15 protein-coding genes are annotated in these 12,842 nt (G+C 67.0%); 4 read left to right on the top strand and 11 right to left on the bottom strand.

From position 1 onward, the window contains the following. The first annotated feature begins 1 nt into the window (after nt 1). Nucleotides 2-490, top strand: coding sequence for an N-acetyltransferase (locus K3F48_RS20160; RefSeq protein WP_222577236.1), 489 nt, complete (start codon nt 2-4; stop codon nt 488-490). Here K3F48_RS20160 and pyk read toward each other — a convergent pair. The 3 genes from pyk to hemB all read right to left on the bottom strand — a co-directional run bounded on the left by pyk (nt 481) and on the right by hemB (nt 3,527). Then, nucleotides 481-1,905 carry a pyruvate kinase gene (gene pyk / locus K3F48_RS20165; RefSeq protein WP_222577237.1) on the bottom strand — a complete coding sequence of 475 codons (1,425 nt, stop codon included), beginning with the start codon at nt 1,903-1,905 and terminating at the stop codon, nt 481-483. The two genes, K3F48_RS20160 and pyk, sit on opposite strands and share 10 nt — an antisense overlap. A 44-nt stretch (nt 1,906-1,949) precedes the next feature. Further along, on the bottom strand, nt 1,950-2,297 hold the full coding sequence (locus K3F48_RS20170) for a DUF1036 domain-containing protein (RefSeq protein ID WP_255609492.1): 348 nt from the start codon (nt 2,295-2,297) through the stop codon (nt 1,950-1,952). 198 nt (nt 2,298-2,495) lie between these two features. Then, the gene (hemB, locus tag K3F48_RS20175) at nt 2,496-3,527 is read right to left on the bottom strand and encodes a porphobilinogen synthase (protein WP_222577238.1); all 1,032 of its coding nucleotides are present in this window, start codon (nt 3,525-3,527) and stop codon (nt 2,496-2,498) included. A 191-nt stretch (nt 3,528-3,718) separates the two neighbouring features. Between hemB and K3F48_RS20180 the strand changes: the two genes are divergently transcribed. Next, nucleotides 3,719-4,129, top strand: coding sequence for a hypothetical protein (locus K3F48_RS20180; protein ID WP_222577239.1), 411 nt, complete (start codon nt 3,719-3,721; stop codon nt 4,127-4,129). Nucleotides 4,130-4,247: 118 nt separating this feature from the next. On the opposite strand, the gene K3F48_RS20185 is transcribed toward K3F48_RS20180, so the two are convergent. From K3F48_RS20185 to gatC, 7 genes are all read right to left on the bottom strand, one after another. Further along, nucleotides 4,248-4,613 carry a histone gene (locus tag K3F48_RS20185; protein ID WP_222577240.1) on the bottom strand — a complete coding sequence of 122 codons (366 nt, stop codon included), beginning with the start codon at nt 4,611-4,613 and terminating at the stop codon, nt 4,248-4,250. Between the two features lie 612 nt (nt 4,614-5,225). Next, on the bottom strand, nt 5,226-6,698 hold the full coding sequence (gene gatB / locus K3F48_RS20190; protein WP_222577241.1) for an Asp-tRNA(Asn)/Glu-tRNA(Gln) amidotransferase subunit GatB: 1,473 nt from the start codon (nt 6,696-6,698) through the stop codon (nt 5,226-5,228). A 108-nt stretch (nt 6,699-6,806) separates the two neighbouring features. Further along, nucleotides 6,807-7,370, bottom strand: a complete 564-nt coding sequence (locus K3F48_RS20195) for a DUF4276 family protein (RefSeq protein WP_222577242.1) — start codon at nt 7,368-7,370, stop codon at nt 6,807-6,809. After that, nucleotides 7,367-8,557, bottom strand: coding sequence for an AAA family ATPase (locus tag K3F48_RS20200; protein ID WP_222577243.1), 1,191 nt, complete (start codon nt 8,555-8,557; stop codon nt 7,367-7,369). Before K3F48_RS20200 ends, K3F48_RS20195 begins: the two co-directional genes overlap by 4 nt. A gap of 45 nt (nt 8,558-8,602) precedes the next feature. Next, nucleotides 8,603-8,947: a chorismate mutase gene (locus tag K3F48_RS20205; protein WP_222577244.1), complete on the bottom strand. Its 345-nt coding sequence runs from the start codon at nt 8,945-8,947 to the stop codon at nt 8,603-8,605. Then, a complete protein-coding gene (gatA, locus tag K3F48_RS20210) occupies nt 8,947-10,443 on the bottom strand; it encodes an Asp-tRNA(Asn)/Glu-tRNA(Gln) amidotransferase subunit GatA (protein WP_222577261.1) in 1,497 nt (498 codons plus the stop codon). Before gatA ends, K3F48_RS20205 begins: the two co-directional genes overlap by 1 nt. A gap of 64 nt (nt 10,444-10,507) precedes the next feature. Further along, nucleotides 10,508-10,795, bottom strand: a complete 288-nt coding sequence (gene gatC, locus K3F48_RS20215; RefSeq protein WP_222577245.1) for an Asp-tRNA(Asn)/Glu-tRNA(Gln) amidotransferase subunit GatC — start codon at nt 10,793-10,795, stop codon at nt 10,508-10,510. Nucleotides 10,796-10,940: 145 nt separating this feature from the next. Between gatC and ruvX the strand changes: the two genes are divergently transcribed. Beyond that, complete coding sequence (ruvX, locus tag K3F48_RS20220; protein WP_222577246.1) at nt 10,941-11,423, top strand: Holliday junction resolvase RuvX; 483 nt, start codon at nt 10,941-10,943, stop codon at nt 11,421-11,423. Between the two features lie 10 nt (nt 11,424-11,433). Here the strand turns inward: ruvX and K3F48_RS20225 are convergent, their stop codons facing one another. Then, nucleotides 11,434-11,946, bottom strand: coding sequence for a hypothetical protein (locus K3F48_RS20225; RefSeq protein ID WP_222577247.1), 513 nt, complete (start codon nt 11,944-11,946; stop codon nt 11,434-11,436). Nucleotides 11,947-12,549: 603 nt separating this feature from the next. Here K3F48_RS20225 and K3F48_RS20230 point away from each other — a divergent pair. After that, nucleotides 12,550-12,810 (top strand): hypothetical protein, encoded by a 261-nt coding sequence (locus K3F48_RS20230; RefSeq protein WP_222577248.1) that lies wholly within the window; start codon nt 12,550-12,552, stop codon nt 12,808-12,810. The last annotated feature ends 32 nt before the right edge of the window (nt 12,811-12,842 follow it).

Genomic DNA, 12,842 nt, shown 5'->3' on the forward strand with positions numbered 1-12,842 from the left:
GATGCCGCGGCCGGGCCTCGCCAGCCCCCGCATCTCCGCGCGCCGGACCGAGGACTGGCCGGCCCTGCTCGAGCTCTGGGTCGAGGCTTGGCGCGTGACCTATCCGGATATCGATTTTGGCGCGCGCTGCGACTGGCTGCGCGAACGGATCGCCGGCCTCGAGCGCAGCGGCTCGCGCACGCTGATGCTGCGCGAAGGCGCGCCGCCGACCTCGATCGGATTTGTCGTGATCGATCCGACGACCCATTGGCTCGACCAGATCTGCGTCCATCCTTCGCGCTTCGGCTCGGGCGCGGCCGAGGCGTTGATCGAGGCGGCGCGCAGCATCTCGCCGGCGCGATTGCGGCTCGATGTGAACGCCGACAATCGGCGCGCGGTCGCCTTCTACGAGCGCGAAGGCTTCGTATGTGTGGGCGACGGCGCGCCGAGCCTCTCGGGCCGGCCGACGCTCGTCATGGAATGGACGAGCGCCCTGCCCGCTCAGCCGTGATCGACGATGGCGATGCGCACCATATTGGTCGCGCCCGGCGAGCCGAACGGCATGCCCGCGACAATGATGACGCGATCGCCCGGCGCGGCGAAGCCCTCGCGCGCCGAATTCTCGCAGGCGCGCTCGGCCATGTCCTCGACGTCGCGCGCGTCCTGGGTCTCCAGCGCATGCACGCCCCAGACGAGCGCGAGGCGGCGAGCCGTGTCGCGGCTCGGCGTCAGCGCCAGAATGGGCGGACGCGGCCGCTCGCGCGCGATGCGCAGCGCCGTGGCGCCCGATGACGTCCAGGCGCAGATCGCCACCGAATGCAGCGTTTCCGCCACATCGCGCGCAGCGACGGCGATGGCGTCGGCGGCGGTCGGATCGGGCGCGGCGGCGCGCTGGGCGTTGATGATCGAGCGATAGACGGCGTCGGTCTCCACCTCCTCGGCGATGCGGCTCATCGTCGCCACCGCCTCGATCGGATATTGACCGGCCGCGCTCTCGGCCGAAAGCATCACGGCGTCGGCGCCCTCATAGACTGCGGTCGCGACGTCGGACACTTCCGCGCGCGTCGGCAAGGGAGCGAGAATCATCGATTCGAGCATCTGCGTCGCGACGACCACCGGCTTGCCGAGCCGGCGCGCGGCGCGGGTGATCCGCTTTTGCAGCCCCGGCACCTTCTCCAGCGGCACCTCGACGCCGAGATCGCCGCGCGCGACCATCAGCGCGTCGGCCACCTCGATCACCTCGTCGAGCCGCGCGATCGCCTGCGGCTTCTCGATCTTGGCCATGATCTGCGCGCGCTTGCCGGCGATGCGCTTGACCTCGATCACATCCTCGGGCCGCTGCACGAAGGAGATCGCCACCCAGTCGACGCCCTCCGCCAGCGCCGCATCGAGGTCGGCGCGGTCCTTTGTCGTCATCGAGGTGATCGGAATCTCCGTGTCCGGCAGGCTGACGCCCTTGCGGTTGGAGATGCGGCCGCCGACGTCCACCATGGCGCGCGCCATCGCGCCCGATGTCTCGACGACATGCAGCCGCACCTTGCCGTCGTCGATCAGGATCGTGTCCTTCGCCTTGAGCGCGCTCAGGATTTCTGGATGCGGCAGCTGCACGCGCGACACGTCGCCCGGCGCCGGATCGGCGTCGAGCACGAAATAATCGCCTTTGCGCAGATGCACCGCTCCTTCGGCGAAGGCGCCGATGCGCAGCTTCGGCCCCTGCAGATCGGCCAATATTCCGATGGCGCGGCCGGTCTCGGCCTCGATCTCGCGGATCATGCGGACATAAGCGGCGAGGCCGGCGTGATCCGTATGACTCATATTTATCCGGAACACATCGGCGCCGGCCGTCGACAGGCCGGCGACGATCGATTTCTCGACGCTCGCCGGGCCGAGTGTCGCGATGATCTTGACGCGCCGCAACCTTCTCATTTCTCCAGCCATCCCATTCTGCCGAGCCGTATCCGCCTGCGCCGTCATCTCGTGGTCGTCGGCGTCGGATCGGTGAGCTGCACCGTCCAGTTCTTGGCGTCGCGCCCCGTGTCGATCTCGAAGAAGCCGGTGCGGTCGAAGCCGCGCGCGAAGCAGTCCTCGCGGCCGTCGACGCGGAATTCCCGATCACGCGTGCACATGAACGCTTTGCCTTTCCATTCGCCGCCGCGCTCGTCCATCGCGTAGATGTAGTAATATTGAGCCGCGAGCGGCCCGCGCAGCAGCGTTTCGCAGGCGGAGGAGCGCAGGTTCCACCACCCTTCCGACAACCAGCCGCGCCCGTCGGTGTAGGCGAGCGCGACGCTCACCCTATTGGCAGTGTTGTTGCACAACCGAAAATCCGCCTCGGCCGCTGTGGTAGCGCAGAGCCAACACGAAAAGATTACAATCGGGGCAAAACGTCCGGACATGGGGGCTGCTGCGTGGAAGATCGGTCATCTTCGCGCCGCATCGCGGCGTGGCGCACAGCCAAACCACGGGACGGCCGCTTTGTCCACCCCAAGCGAGCGCTGCGCCCCGCAAAGCTCTCTTCAGCCGCGCTTTAGCGCCGCCGCCGCGCGCGGCGCGAAATAAGTGAGGACGCCCACCGCTCCGGCGCGCTTGAATGCGAGCAGGCTCTCCATCATCGCCCGCTCGCCGTCGATCCAGCCATTGGCGGCGGCGGCCTCGATCATCGCATATTCGCCGGAGACCTGATAGGCGAAGGTCGGCGCATGGAATGCCTCGACGATCCGCCGCACGATGTCGAGATAAGACATGCCGGGCTTCACCATCACCATATCGGCGCCCTGCTCGAGATCGAGCGCCACCTCGCGCAGCGCCTCGTCGCCATTGGCCGGATCCATCTGATACGTGCGCTTGTCGCCGCGCAACGTCTTGTCGGTGCCGACGGCGTCGCGGAAAGGGCCGTAGAAGGCCGAGGCGTATTTCGCCGCATAGCTCATGATCTGCACATTCTCGAAGCCCTCCGCGTCGAGCGCGGCGCGGATCGCGCCGATGCGGCCGTCCATCATGTCCGACGGCGCGATCACATCGGCGCCGGCGCGCGCCTGGTTGAGCGCTTGCGCGACGAGAACGGCGACGGTCTCGTCGTTGACGATCTCGTCGCCGACGAGAATGCCGTCATGGCCATGGCTCGTATAGGGATCGAGCGCGACATCGGTGATCACGCCGATCTGCGGCGCGGCCGATTTCAGCGCGCGGCAGGCGCGGCAGACGAGATTTTCCGGATCGAGCGCCGCCGAGCCGCGCGGGTCGCGCAGGGCGGGATCCGTGTTGGGAAACAAAGCGACCGCGGGAACCCCGAGCGCGGCCGCTTCGGCGATCGCCTCGACCGCCAGGTCGATCGAGTGGCGAAATACGCCCGGCATCGAGGACACCTGCTCGCGACGGCCGGCGCCGTCGACGAGAAACACGGGCCAGATGAGATCATCGACGGAAAGGCGCGTCTCGCGCACCAGTCGCCGCGCCCAATCGCTCTTGCGATTGCGGCGCGGACGTTGCGCCAGCGTCAGGCGCGGCGCGCGCGCCTCGTCGCCGGGCGCGGTCTCGAATGCAGCCATTGCGTCGGCCTCCAGCGCAGCCGCGCAAGCGAAGTTCGCGGCAAGCCCTGCCTAACACGATGGCGCGGGAGTCGAAAGTCCGCGGCCCGCCCGCGTTGACGCCCGCCGTCGGTTCGGTCTAGAGCGGCCGAACGCATCGCTCGTGACAGAGCGCTTCGCCGCGCTTCGCGGCGCCGTCACAACGGAAGCGGATGGCCATCCGACGCAACGCCCGCGCGGGCGACAGCTCCCGAAGCTCCGCGAGAAAATGCGCGGCGATCGTCGGCGCGATATGGTGCTGCGTCGCCGCGGCCGTAGCGGCTCCCGATGTCGCGACGCCTGCGCGGCAGCGCAGCAGCCATGCCGCGCCCGCCGCAAAACGCACGTTGCGCGCTCCCCTGCCCCCGCCTCGGCCCATCGCGCCGCCCCTCGCCGTCGAGCAGCCGCCTGCGCCGCCGCCCGAGCTGCCGCCGCTCGATACGTCGACGCCGCCGCCGTCCCTGCCGCGAGCGCCGCGCGAGCGCATGAAGCTCTGCGCGACGCAATGGCTGAAGCTCAGGCAGGAACGGCAGACGGGCGGAACGACATGGCGGGAATTCGCGACCGAATGCCTCGCTCGCTAGCGACGCAGCGACGGGATCGAGCGATCGGGCGTCGCGAGCTCCTCTGACGGCTCGCTGCGCCGATCGGCGAAACGTCGCTCGCGAGCCGGCTGGACTGCGGGCTGCGGTGTGCCGCGCTTCACTCGGTCTCCGGGGTTTCCGGCGCCGCGATCGGCTCCTTGACCTTGCGCGGAGCGCGACGCTTGACGGGCGCCTTGCGCACGGCCTTCTTCGTGGCCTTCTTCGTCACGCCGCGCTTCTTCGTGGCCGTCTTGCGCGTGGTCTTGCGCGCAGCCTTCTTCGTCGCGGTCTTGCGCGTGGTCTTGCGCGCAGCCTTCTTCGTCGCGGTCTTGCGCGTCGCTTTCTTGACTGTCGTCCGCTTCTTCGTCGCCGCCTTCTTGGTCGCCGACTTCTTCGTCGCCGCCTTCTTCGTCGCCGACTTGCGGGCGCCCTTCTTCGCGGCGGCTTTCTTCGCCGGCTTACGCTTCGTCGTTGCTTTCGCCATCGTCAGTCCCCTTGATCCCAAATCGCCGGAATGTCGCTTCACCGGACAATAGGCGCCAATAGCGTAACGTGGTTAATCATGGGTTCAAGTGGCGTGATTGCGAATTGTGCGCGCGATGATGCGCGACACGCATGAGCGCAACGCTTCGCGGCGCGACGAAGCGCAGCGCGCGCGTCGTTCTTGCGCGATGCGCGTCGCGCAAGAACGCCGCGTCGAGACGATCGCCGCCGCTCCGAACACATCGCATGCGCGGCGTCGCGCAGCGGCGCGACACGAGCGACGACTCGCCCGTAGCTGAAGTTTAATCCCTTGTTTTATTGGGTGAATGCGCAATGCGCTCCGGTGTGCTCGACGCGCTTCTGCTTCAGCGCGCGCATGCGCGCCAACGGCTCGCGGCCTTCGCGGCGGAATGCGCCCGCCGTTTGTCGACACGCGCCAACGCATGACCGGCGGACGCGACGAGACATTCGCGCGCATGGCGAACACAGGTTCCGAGGACACAAAAAAATTTTGTGCGCAGCGCTTTCGATAGAGACGCGAATGGCGCCGACGCGGTCGTCGACGCCATTCCAATTTCCGAATCGTGATCGTTGGCGATTCGCTTTCGAGGCCTCAGATGTCGAGACGGCTCTTCAACAGCTCGTTGACGGCCTGCGGATTGGCCTTGCCGCCCGTCGCCTTCATCACCTGGCCGACGAACCAGCCGAGCATGGTCGGCTTCGCTTTGGCTTGCGCGACCTTGTCGGGATTGGCGGCGATGATCTCGTCGATCGCCTTCTCGATCGCGCCTGTGTCCGTCACCTGCTTCAGCCCGCGCGTCTCGACGATCTCGCGCGGATCGCCGCCCTCCTGCCAGACGATCTCGAACAGGTCCTTGCCGATCTTGCCGGAGATCACGCCCTGCGAAATGAGATCGACGATGGCGCCGATCGCCTGCGCCGAGACCGGCGAGCGCGTGATGTCGAGTCCCTCCTTGTTGAGGCGGCCGAACAGCTCGTTGATTACCCAATTGGCGACGAGCTTGGCGTCGCGGCCTTTCGCCGCCTCCTCGAAGAAATCCGCGCTCGCGCGCTCGGCGACGAGCACGCCCGCGTCATAAGGCGGCAGGCCGTACTGCGCGATGAAGCGCGCGCGCTTGTCGTCGGGGAGCTCCGGCAGCTCCGCCTTCAGCGCATCGACGAAAGGCTGATCGAATTCGAGCGGCAGCAGATCCGGGTCCGGGAAATAGCGGTAGTCGTGCGCCTCCTCCTTGGAGCGCATCGAGCGCGTCTCGCCTTTGCCCGGATCGAAGAGGCGCGTCTCCTGCGAGATCTTGCCGCCGTCCTCCAGGATGCCGATCTGGCGGCGCGCCTCGACCTCGATCGCCTGGCCGATGAAGCGGATCGAATTGACGTTCTTGATCTCGCAGCGCGTGCCGAAGGGCGCGCCCGGCTTCCTCACCGAGACATTGACGTCGGCGCGCAGCGAGCCCTGCTCCATATTGCCGTCGCAGGAGCCGATGTAGCGCAGGATGGTGCGCAGCTTGGAGACATAGGCGCGGGCCTCCTCGGCCGAGCGGATATCGGGCTTGGAGACGATCTCCATCAGCGCGACCCCCGAGCGGTTGAGGTCGACATGGCTCTCGGTGGCGGAGAGATCGTGCAGCGACTTGCCGGCGTCCTGCTCGAGATGCAGCCGTTCTATGCCGACGGTGATCCGCTCCGTCGGCGTCACATCGACGACCACCTCGCCCTCGCCGACGATCGGATGCTTGTACTGCGAGATCTGATAGCCCTGCGGCAAATCGGGATAGAAATAATTCTTCCGATCGAACACCGAGCGCAGATTGATCTTGGCCTGCAGGCCGAGACCGGTGCGGACGGCCTGGCGGACGCATTCCTCGTTGATGACCGGCAGCATGCCCGGCATGGCCGCGTCGACCAGCGACACATGGTCATTGGGCTCGCCCCCATATTCGGCGCTGGCGCCGGAGAACAGCTTGGCCTTGCTGCTCACCTGGGCGTGGATCTCCATACCGACGACGACCTCCCAGTCGCCCGTCGCGCCTTTTATGAGCTTGGATGGAGAGGCGGTTGTGATCGTCATCGTGGTCCCTCGACATTCGAAAGGCGCCGCGCGGGCGCTCCGGCGCTGGAGACTATATAAGCAAAAGCCATGCGTTGCGATAAGAGGGTCCGGAGGACACGGCGCGGGTCACGTCGGCAGGGACAGGGAAGAGATGCGCGCGATCCCCTCGACGAGCGCTCGAAAGCTGGCGGAGCGATTGCGCGTATAGGACAAGCGATGCGCCATGCGGCGCGCGCCGTCGATCTTTTGAAAGGCGGGGCAGAGCTTGACCAGTTCCCTCGACGGCTTGGCGATCGCGTCGGGGTCACGATACGCGGCCTTGGCAGAGAGATTGCGCAGGGACGGCTCGCCGAGGACGTTTGCAAGAGTATCGGGGTCGCCGAAATACCACGCTTCCAACTCCTGACATACGATACGCACCAGCGTGTCATCCCGCCCCGCCTCCGCGCAAATCTCCGCGAGTGCGGCTTTCAGCGCCTTGCAGTCCTTGCCGTCGCTGTCTCGGATCACGACGAAGCGATCGTCGGGGCGGTTCCACGCCTTGAGCTTTCGAGGCGGGCTCTTTTCCAGATCGCTCTTGCCTTCATGAGCTATGCAGAGGATGTCGAGAGCCGGAAACAGCCGCGGGAGAAGCGCTTCGAGCAGAACTTTGATCGACGGCTCTTCCAAGAGGAAGACGAGCCGGCTCATCGAGGATGCGCTCCTTCGAACAACCCCTGCTTCCACAAGGCTCCCGGCAGATCGCCCTCCGCGAAGAGGCTTACCAGGAGCGGATCGTCCGACGCCCGCCGAACCTCAGTGAAGCCCTCGCGCTTCACGAGCCAAAAAATTTCTTCGAGGCGCGCGCCGTTCAAGAAATCGGGAGAATGGGTGGAAACGAAAACCTGCCCGCCGCGCTCGGCATAGGCTCTGAATTCTTCGATCAGTTCGATCATCAGCTCTGGGTAGAGCTGGTTCTCGGGCTCCTCGACCGCGAGCAGCGGAAACGGTTTCGGATCGTGGAGCAGCACGAGATAGGCGAACATCTTGATCGTGCCGTCGGACACGTAGCGCGCGATGAACGGGTCCTTGAAGCTGCCGACCTTGAAGCGCAGGACGAGGCGGCCGTCCTCGGTCGGGCGCGCCTCGACTCCGGCGACGCCCGGCACCCGCCGCTTCATGGCGTCGAGCACCTTGTCGAAGCGCTCGCGATGATGCTCGTAGAGATATTGAGCGACCTGGGCGACATTCTCGCCACGTGTCGACAAGTGTTCGGACTCCCCTGCCTCGACGCTCGGACGCGCGTCGGCAATATGGAAGTCCGACACGTACCAGCTTTCGATCAGGCTGCGGAACTCCGAGACCACCCGAAACGCCCGGAACTGGCCGAGGCCCTTTATGGCGAGCACGCTCGGGTCGTCGAGTTGATAATCTTGCCGAAGCTCTTTCGCGCCCGCCTCGCCGTAATCGGCCTCGTTGGTGATCGCCGCCCCGCGGCCTCGGGAAAAATCGACGAAATGCCAAGGCTGGCCATAACGGCCACGTCGGAATTTCAAGATTTCCCGTTCGACGACCGCTCTCCCGCCATCCGCTGCGATCTGCAGGTCATAAGTCGCGAGCCGGCCGCCGCTCTCACGAAATTTCACCGTGATGCCGATAGGGCCTTTTTCACCACGGCTCACGAGCTCGTTGAACCCACCTCGTCGCGTGACGGCGGTCGCGACATTCTGCGTCAGCGCCTCCTTCAGGAAGCTGAACACATCGAACAGGGTCGACTTGCCGGAGCCGTTGGCGCCCACGACGACGGTTAGCCGAGCGAGATCCGAGAACTTCATATCATTGAAAAGACGGTAGTTTCTGATTTCGAGCGATTCGATCTGCATCGGCTGTGACATCATGCGGTCCTCAGCGTGGGTACAGACAGCCGAACTCGAATGCACACGTCAGTCGGCGGACGGTCCCGTCCTTCCATGGTCCCGCTCGCCCATCAGCTGCTCCTCATGCGCGATCGACCATTCGATCAGCGCGCGCCACAGCGCTTGCGCCAGATCGGCCGACATTCCCTCGCGCCGCGCCGCCTCGGCGACGCGCGCCAAAACTTCGTCCACGCGCTCGGGCACGCGCGCGGAAATGCCGAGGCCGGGCTTCACCGCCGCGGCGCGCTCGATCTGGCGCTGGCGGCGGGCGAGCAGCGCGACGAGCTCGTCGTCGAGCGCGTCGATGGTCGCGCGCACATCCGCCATCTCGTCGCGCGGGTCGAGCTTTGCGGCCTCTGCTCTGCGCGTCATCACGCCTTCGTCCACCAGGGCTGCGGGAAGTCGATTTTCGGAGCCGCGCTCTCCAGCGCCGCGGCCAGCGAGAACAAGGTCGCCTCGTCGAAGGGGCGGCCGATCAGCTGCAGGCCGAGCGGCAGGCCGTCGGCGCCGAGCCCGCCCGGCACGGCGATGCCCGGCAGGCCGGCCATGTTCACCGTCACGGTGAACACATCGTTCAAATACATCTCGACCGGATCGGCCTTGCCCTTCTCGCCCTGCGCGAATGCGGTGGAGGGCGTCGCCGGCGTCAGCACGGCGTCGACGCCAGCCGCGAAGGCCTCGTCGAAATCGCGCTTGATCAGGCTGCGAATCTTTTGCGCGCGCACATAATAAGCGTCGTAATAGCCGTGCGAGAGCACATAGGTTCCGATCATCACGCGGCGGCGCACCTCCGGCCCGAAGCCGGCGGCGCGCGTCTTCTCGTACATATCGGAAATGTCGCGGCCCTTCTCGCGCAGGCCGTAGCGCACCCCGTCATAGCGCGCGAGATTGGAGGAGGCCTCCGCCGGCGCGATGATGTAATAGGCCGGCAGCGCATAGCGCGTATGCGGCAAGGAAATCTCGACGATCTCGGCGCCGGCGTCGCGCAGCCAAGCGGCGGCCTGATCCCACAGCGCATTGATCTCGGCGCCGCCGCCGATCCGGTATTCTTTCGGAATGCCGATGCGCCGTCCCTTCACCGAGGCGCCGATCGCCGCCTCGTAATCGGGAACCGGCGCATCGACGCTGGTCGTGTCCTTCGGATCATGGCCAGCCATCGAGCGCAGCATGATTGCCGCGTCGCGCACCGTGCGCGTGATCGGCCCGGCCTGGTCGAGCGAGGAGGCGAAGGCGACGATGCCCCAGCGCGAGCAGCGTCCATAGGTGGGCTTGACGCCGACCGTGCCGGTGAAGGCGGCCGGCTGGCGGATCGAGCCGCCCGTGTCGGTCGCCGTGGCGCCGAGCGCGAGACGCGCCGCCACCGCCGCCGAGGAGCCGCCCGACGAGCCGCCGGGAACGATCTTCGCCTCGTCGACGCCATCGCCCTTCTTGCGCCGCCATGGCGAGACCACCGGACCGAAAGCGCTGGTCTCATTCGATGAGCCCATGGCGAATTCGTCGAGATTGAGCTTGCCGAGCATCACCGCGCCGTCGCGCCAGAGATTGGCGGAGACGGTGGATTCATATGTGGGCGTGAAATCGTCGAGGATGCGGCTCCCCGCCGTCGTGCGCACGCCCTTTGTGCAATAGAGATCCTTGATGCCGAGCGGCAGGCCTTCGAGCGGTCGCGCCTCGCCGCGCGAAAGGCGCGCGTCGCTCTCCTGCGCGGCGGCGAGCGCGAGCTCCGGCGTCTTTGTAATAAAGGCGTTCAAGGCGCCGGCCTTCTCGATCGCGTCGACATGGGCGTGCGTCAGCTCGACGGAGGAGAGCTTCTTGGCGACGAGCGCGTCGCGCGCCTCGGCGAGTGAGAGATGCGTGGGATCGGACATGAAGCTCATGGCTCTCGGATGGAAGGGCGTCCCCGCTCTGCCGCGGGACGTTCGCTCGATGATCTTATTCGACGACCTTGGGGACCACGAAATAATGGTCCTCGCGCTCCGGCGCATTGGCGAGAACGTCGTCGGCGAAGCCGCCGTCGGTGACGACATCCTGCCGCTTCTTCATTTGCATCGGCAGGACGGAGGTCAGCGGCTCGACGCCCTCGACATCGACACTGCTCAGCTCCTCGACGAAGGCCAGAATGGCGTTGAGCTCTCCGCCGAGCCTCTCGACCTCGTCGTCCTCGACGGCGATGCGCGCGAGATGGGCGATGCGGCGAACGGTGGCCTGATCGACGGACATTTTCTGAAAGCTCCGTTCCGGTGTCGTCTGCGCGCTATACCACTCGCGGCTTCGGCGGCGCAATGCGCGCGCCCCGGGGAAGCGCGCTCCATGCAACGGCCGCGCCGCAATTTGCGCCGGCGCGCAGGCGTGCTAGGCGAGAGCGATGACAGGCGAAAAGATGACGATCGAGGAGCTGGCCGCGCTTCTGCCCGCCAAAGGCCGGCTGATGGGGCTCGATGTCGGAACCAAGACCATCGGGCTCGCGCTCTCCGACGTGGAGCGCCGCCTCGCTTCGCCTCTGGAGACGATCCGCCGCGGCAAATTCACGGCTGACGCGGAGCGTCTCGACGCGCTCGCAACGCAATTCGACATCGCCGCGCTGATCGTCGGCCTGCCGCTCAACATGGACGGGTCCGAAGGCCCGCGCGCGCAAGCGACGCGGGCCTTCATGCGCAATCTCGGCGCGCGCTTCGCGCTGCGCTACGCCTTCTGGGACGAGCGGCTTTCGACCGCCGCCGTCACCAGAGAGCTGCTGGCGCAGGACGCCTCGCGCGCCAAGCGGGCGGCGGTCGTGGACCGCATGGCCGCCGCCTATATTCTGCAAGGCGCCCTCGACAGGCTCAGGCGCCTCGCCTCGCCGGCCTAGGCCGGACAGCTCACCACCAGCCGCCGCGACGCCAGCCGCCGCCCCAGCCGGGACCGCCCCAGCCGCCGCCGCCGAAGCCGATGTTCAGCGCGCCGCCGATCAGCCCCGCGCCGGCGCCGAGCAGGCCGCCGCCGCCATAGCCGCCGCCATAGCCACCGCCATAGCCCGGATAGGCCACGGCGACGACCGGCACCGCGACCGCCGCCGCGACCGGCGCCGCCACATAGGCCGTGCGGCGCTCGATGATGTAGCGGGTGCGCGGAATATACGCCGTGCGACGCTCGATGATGCGGTTCACATAGACTGTCCGATGCTCGACGCGGCGCGGCGGGCAGTAATGAGCCGAGCGGCCCATATAGGCCGAGCGGCCGGAACGATAATGCACCGACTCCGTCGCCGCGGGCGGAGCGACCTTCGCCGCATCGGCGAGACCCACGGGGCCCGCGTAAGCAGCGCCGCCGACGGCGAGGAACATGACAGCGCTGGTCGCGCCGAGCATCGACAACTTCACAACCTTGGTCATGACTGAGGCCTCCTTGTGGTTGGCCAGGCTCTGCCCCCCGTTTCCCCGCCGCCCCGAAGGGCGACGAGACCGCTGCTCGCAGCGCGCGCTGAAGGCCGGCGGCGCCGGCCAGAGGCTCAGCGCCGCGAGTGATGATCCGATTGTCGGCGGTGATGGTCGCGCCGGCGCGCGTCGGCCGCGATCCCGCGCCGGAATGGCGCGGCGCGCTCCTCCGAGAGCGGGGACCAGATGCGAAAGCGAAAGTCCATAGGAGACCTCCAAGTCGCAGCTCTAGAAAAATTCAAATCATCCCAGTCGCGTCCCGTGAACGATGTCGCGGGTCACCGGGAACTAACGCGCCGCTCTCGCGCGTCCAGTCCCACGGCCTAAAACAGCCGCGGCGGGCCTGCGCGAGCGGAGCAGAAATGCTACTTTAAGTTGTTACCAGGTCGAAGCCGTGCGAGCCGGGTGCGTGTCGCGCTGCTCGACACGGCCAAAATTCAGGCAGCCGAGCGCTGCCTCGGGCGCGTTGACAAGACGCTCCGCCGCTGGCAACCTACGACCATAGGTTGAAATTCGGATTGGCGCGGCGCCGCCGCGGAAGCGCAACGAGCGCGGAGCGACATGAGCAAGAACCCGGACCTTCATCCCGCCCGCGATGTCTCTTCGGACATCGACGACGAGGGCCCGCCGGCAGGCGAGACGACGGCGGCGGCGCTCGCCTCCTATATAGCGGAAATGGCGGCGGAGCTGGCGATCCTGGCGGAGCGCGCCGATTTCGAGATGCTCGGCTATTTTCTTCGCCTCGCGCGGGTCGAGGCCGAAGACAAGGCGCGGGCGCTCACCGCGCCCGCTCCGACGGTCGAAGGGTCCGGCCGCGCCTAGCGCCTTGCGTCAGCCGGTCCGAGGGGCTTCGA

The sequence above is a fragment of the Methylosinus sp. Sm6 genome (assembly GCF_019802345.1).
GTDB lineage: Bacteria > Pseudomonadota > Alphaproteobacteria > Rhizobiales > Beijerinckiaceae > Methylosinus.

Excerpts from the sequence above, each read along its gene's own strand:
- K3F48_RS20160 (WP_222577236.1), top strand. The coding sequence starts at position 2 with ATGCCGCGGCCGGGCCTCGCCAGCCCCCGCATCTCCGCGCGCCGGACC.
- pyk (WP_222577237.1), bottom strand. The coding sequence starts at position 1,905 with ATGAGAAGGTTGCGGCGCGTCAAGATCATCGCGACACTCGGCCCGGCG.
- hemB (WP_222577238.1), bottom strand. The coding sequence starts at position 3,527 with ATGGCTGCATTCGAGACCGCGCCCGGCGACGAGGCGCGCGCGCCGCGC.
- K3F48_RS20180 (WP_222577239.1), top strand. The coding sequence starts at position 3,719 with ATGGCCATCCGACGCAACGCCCGCGCGGGCGACAGCTCCCGAAGCTCC.
- K3F48_RS20185 (WP_222577240.1), bottom strand. The coding sequence starts at position 4,613 with ATGGCGAAAGCAACGACGAAGCGTAAGCCGGCGAAGAAAGCCGCCGCG.
- gatB (WP_222577241.1), bottom strand. The coding sequence starts at position 6,698 with ATGACGATCACAACCGCCTCTCCATCCAAGCTCATAAAAGGCGCGACG.
- K3F48_RS20195 (WP_222577242.1), bottom strand. The coding sequence starts at position 7,370 with ATGAGCCGGCTCGTCTTCCTCTTGGAAGAGCCGTCGATCAAAGTTCTG.
- K3F48_RS20200 (WP_222577243.1), bottom strand. The coding sequence starts at position 8,557 with ATGATGTCACAGCCGATGCAGATCGAATCGCTCGAAATCAGAAACTAC.
- K3F48_RS20205 (WP_222577244.1), bottom strand. The coding sequence starts at position 8,947 with ATGACGCGCAGAGCAGAGGCCGCAAAGCTCGACCCGCGCGACGAGATG.
- gatA (WP_222577261.1), bottom strand. The coding sequence starts at position 10,443 with ATGTCCGATCCCACGCATCTCTCACTCGCCGAGGCGCGCGACGCGCTC.
- gatC (WP_222577245.1), bottom strand. The coding sequence starts at position 10,795 with ATGTCCGTCGATCAGGCCACCGTTCGCCGCATCGCCCATCTCGCGCGC.
- ruvX (WP_222577246.1), top strand. The coding sequence starts at position 10,941 with ATGACAGGCGAAAAGATGACGATCGAGGAGCTGGCCGCGCTTCTGCCC.
- K3F48_RS20225 (WP_222577247.1), bottom strand. The coding sequence starts at position 11,946 with ATGACCAAGGTTGTGAAGTTGTCGATGCTCGGCGCGACCAGCGCTGTC.
- K3F48_RS20230 (WP_222577248.1), top strand. The coding sequence starts at position 12,550 with ATGAGCAAGAACCCGGACCTTCATCCCGCCCGCGATGTCTCTTCGGAC.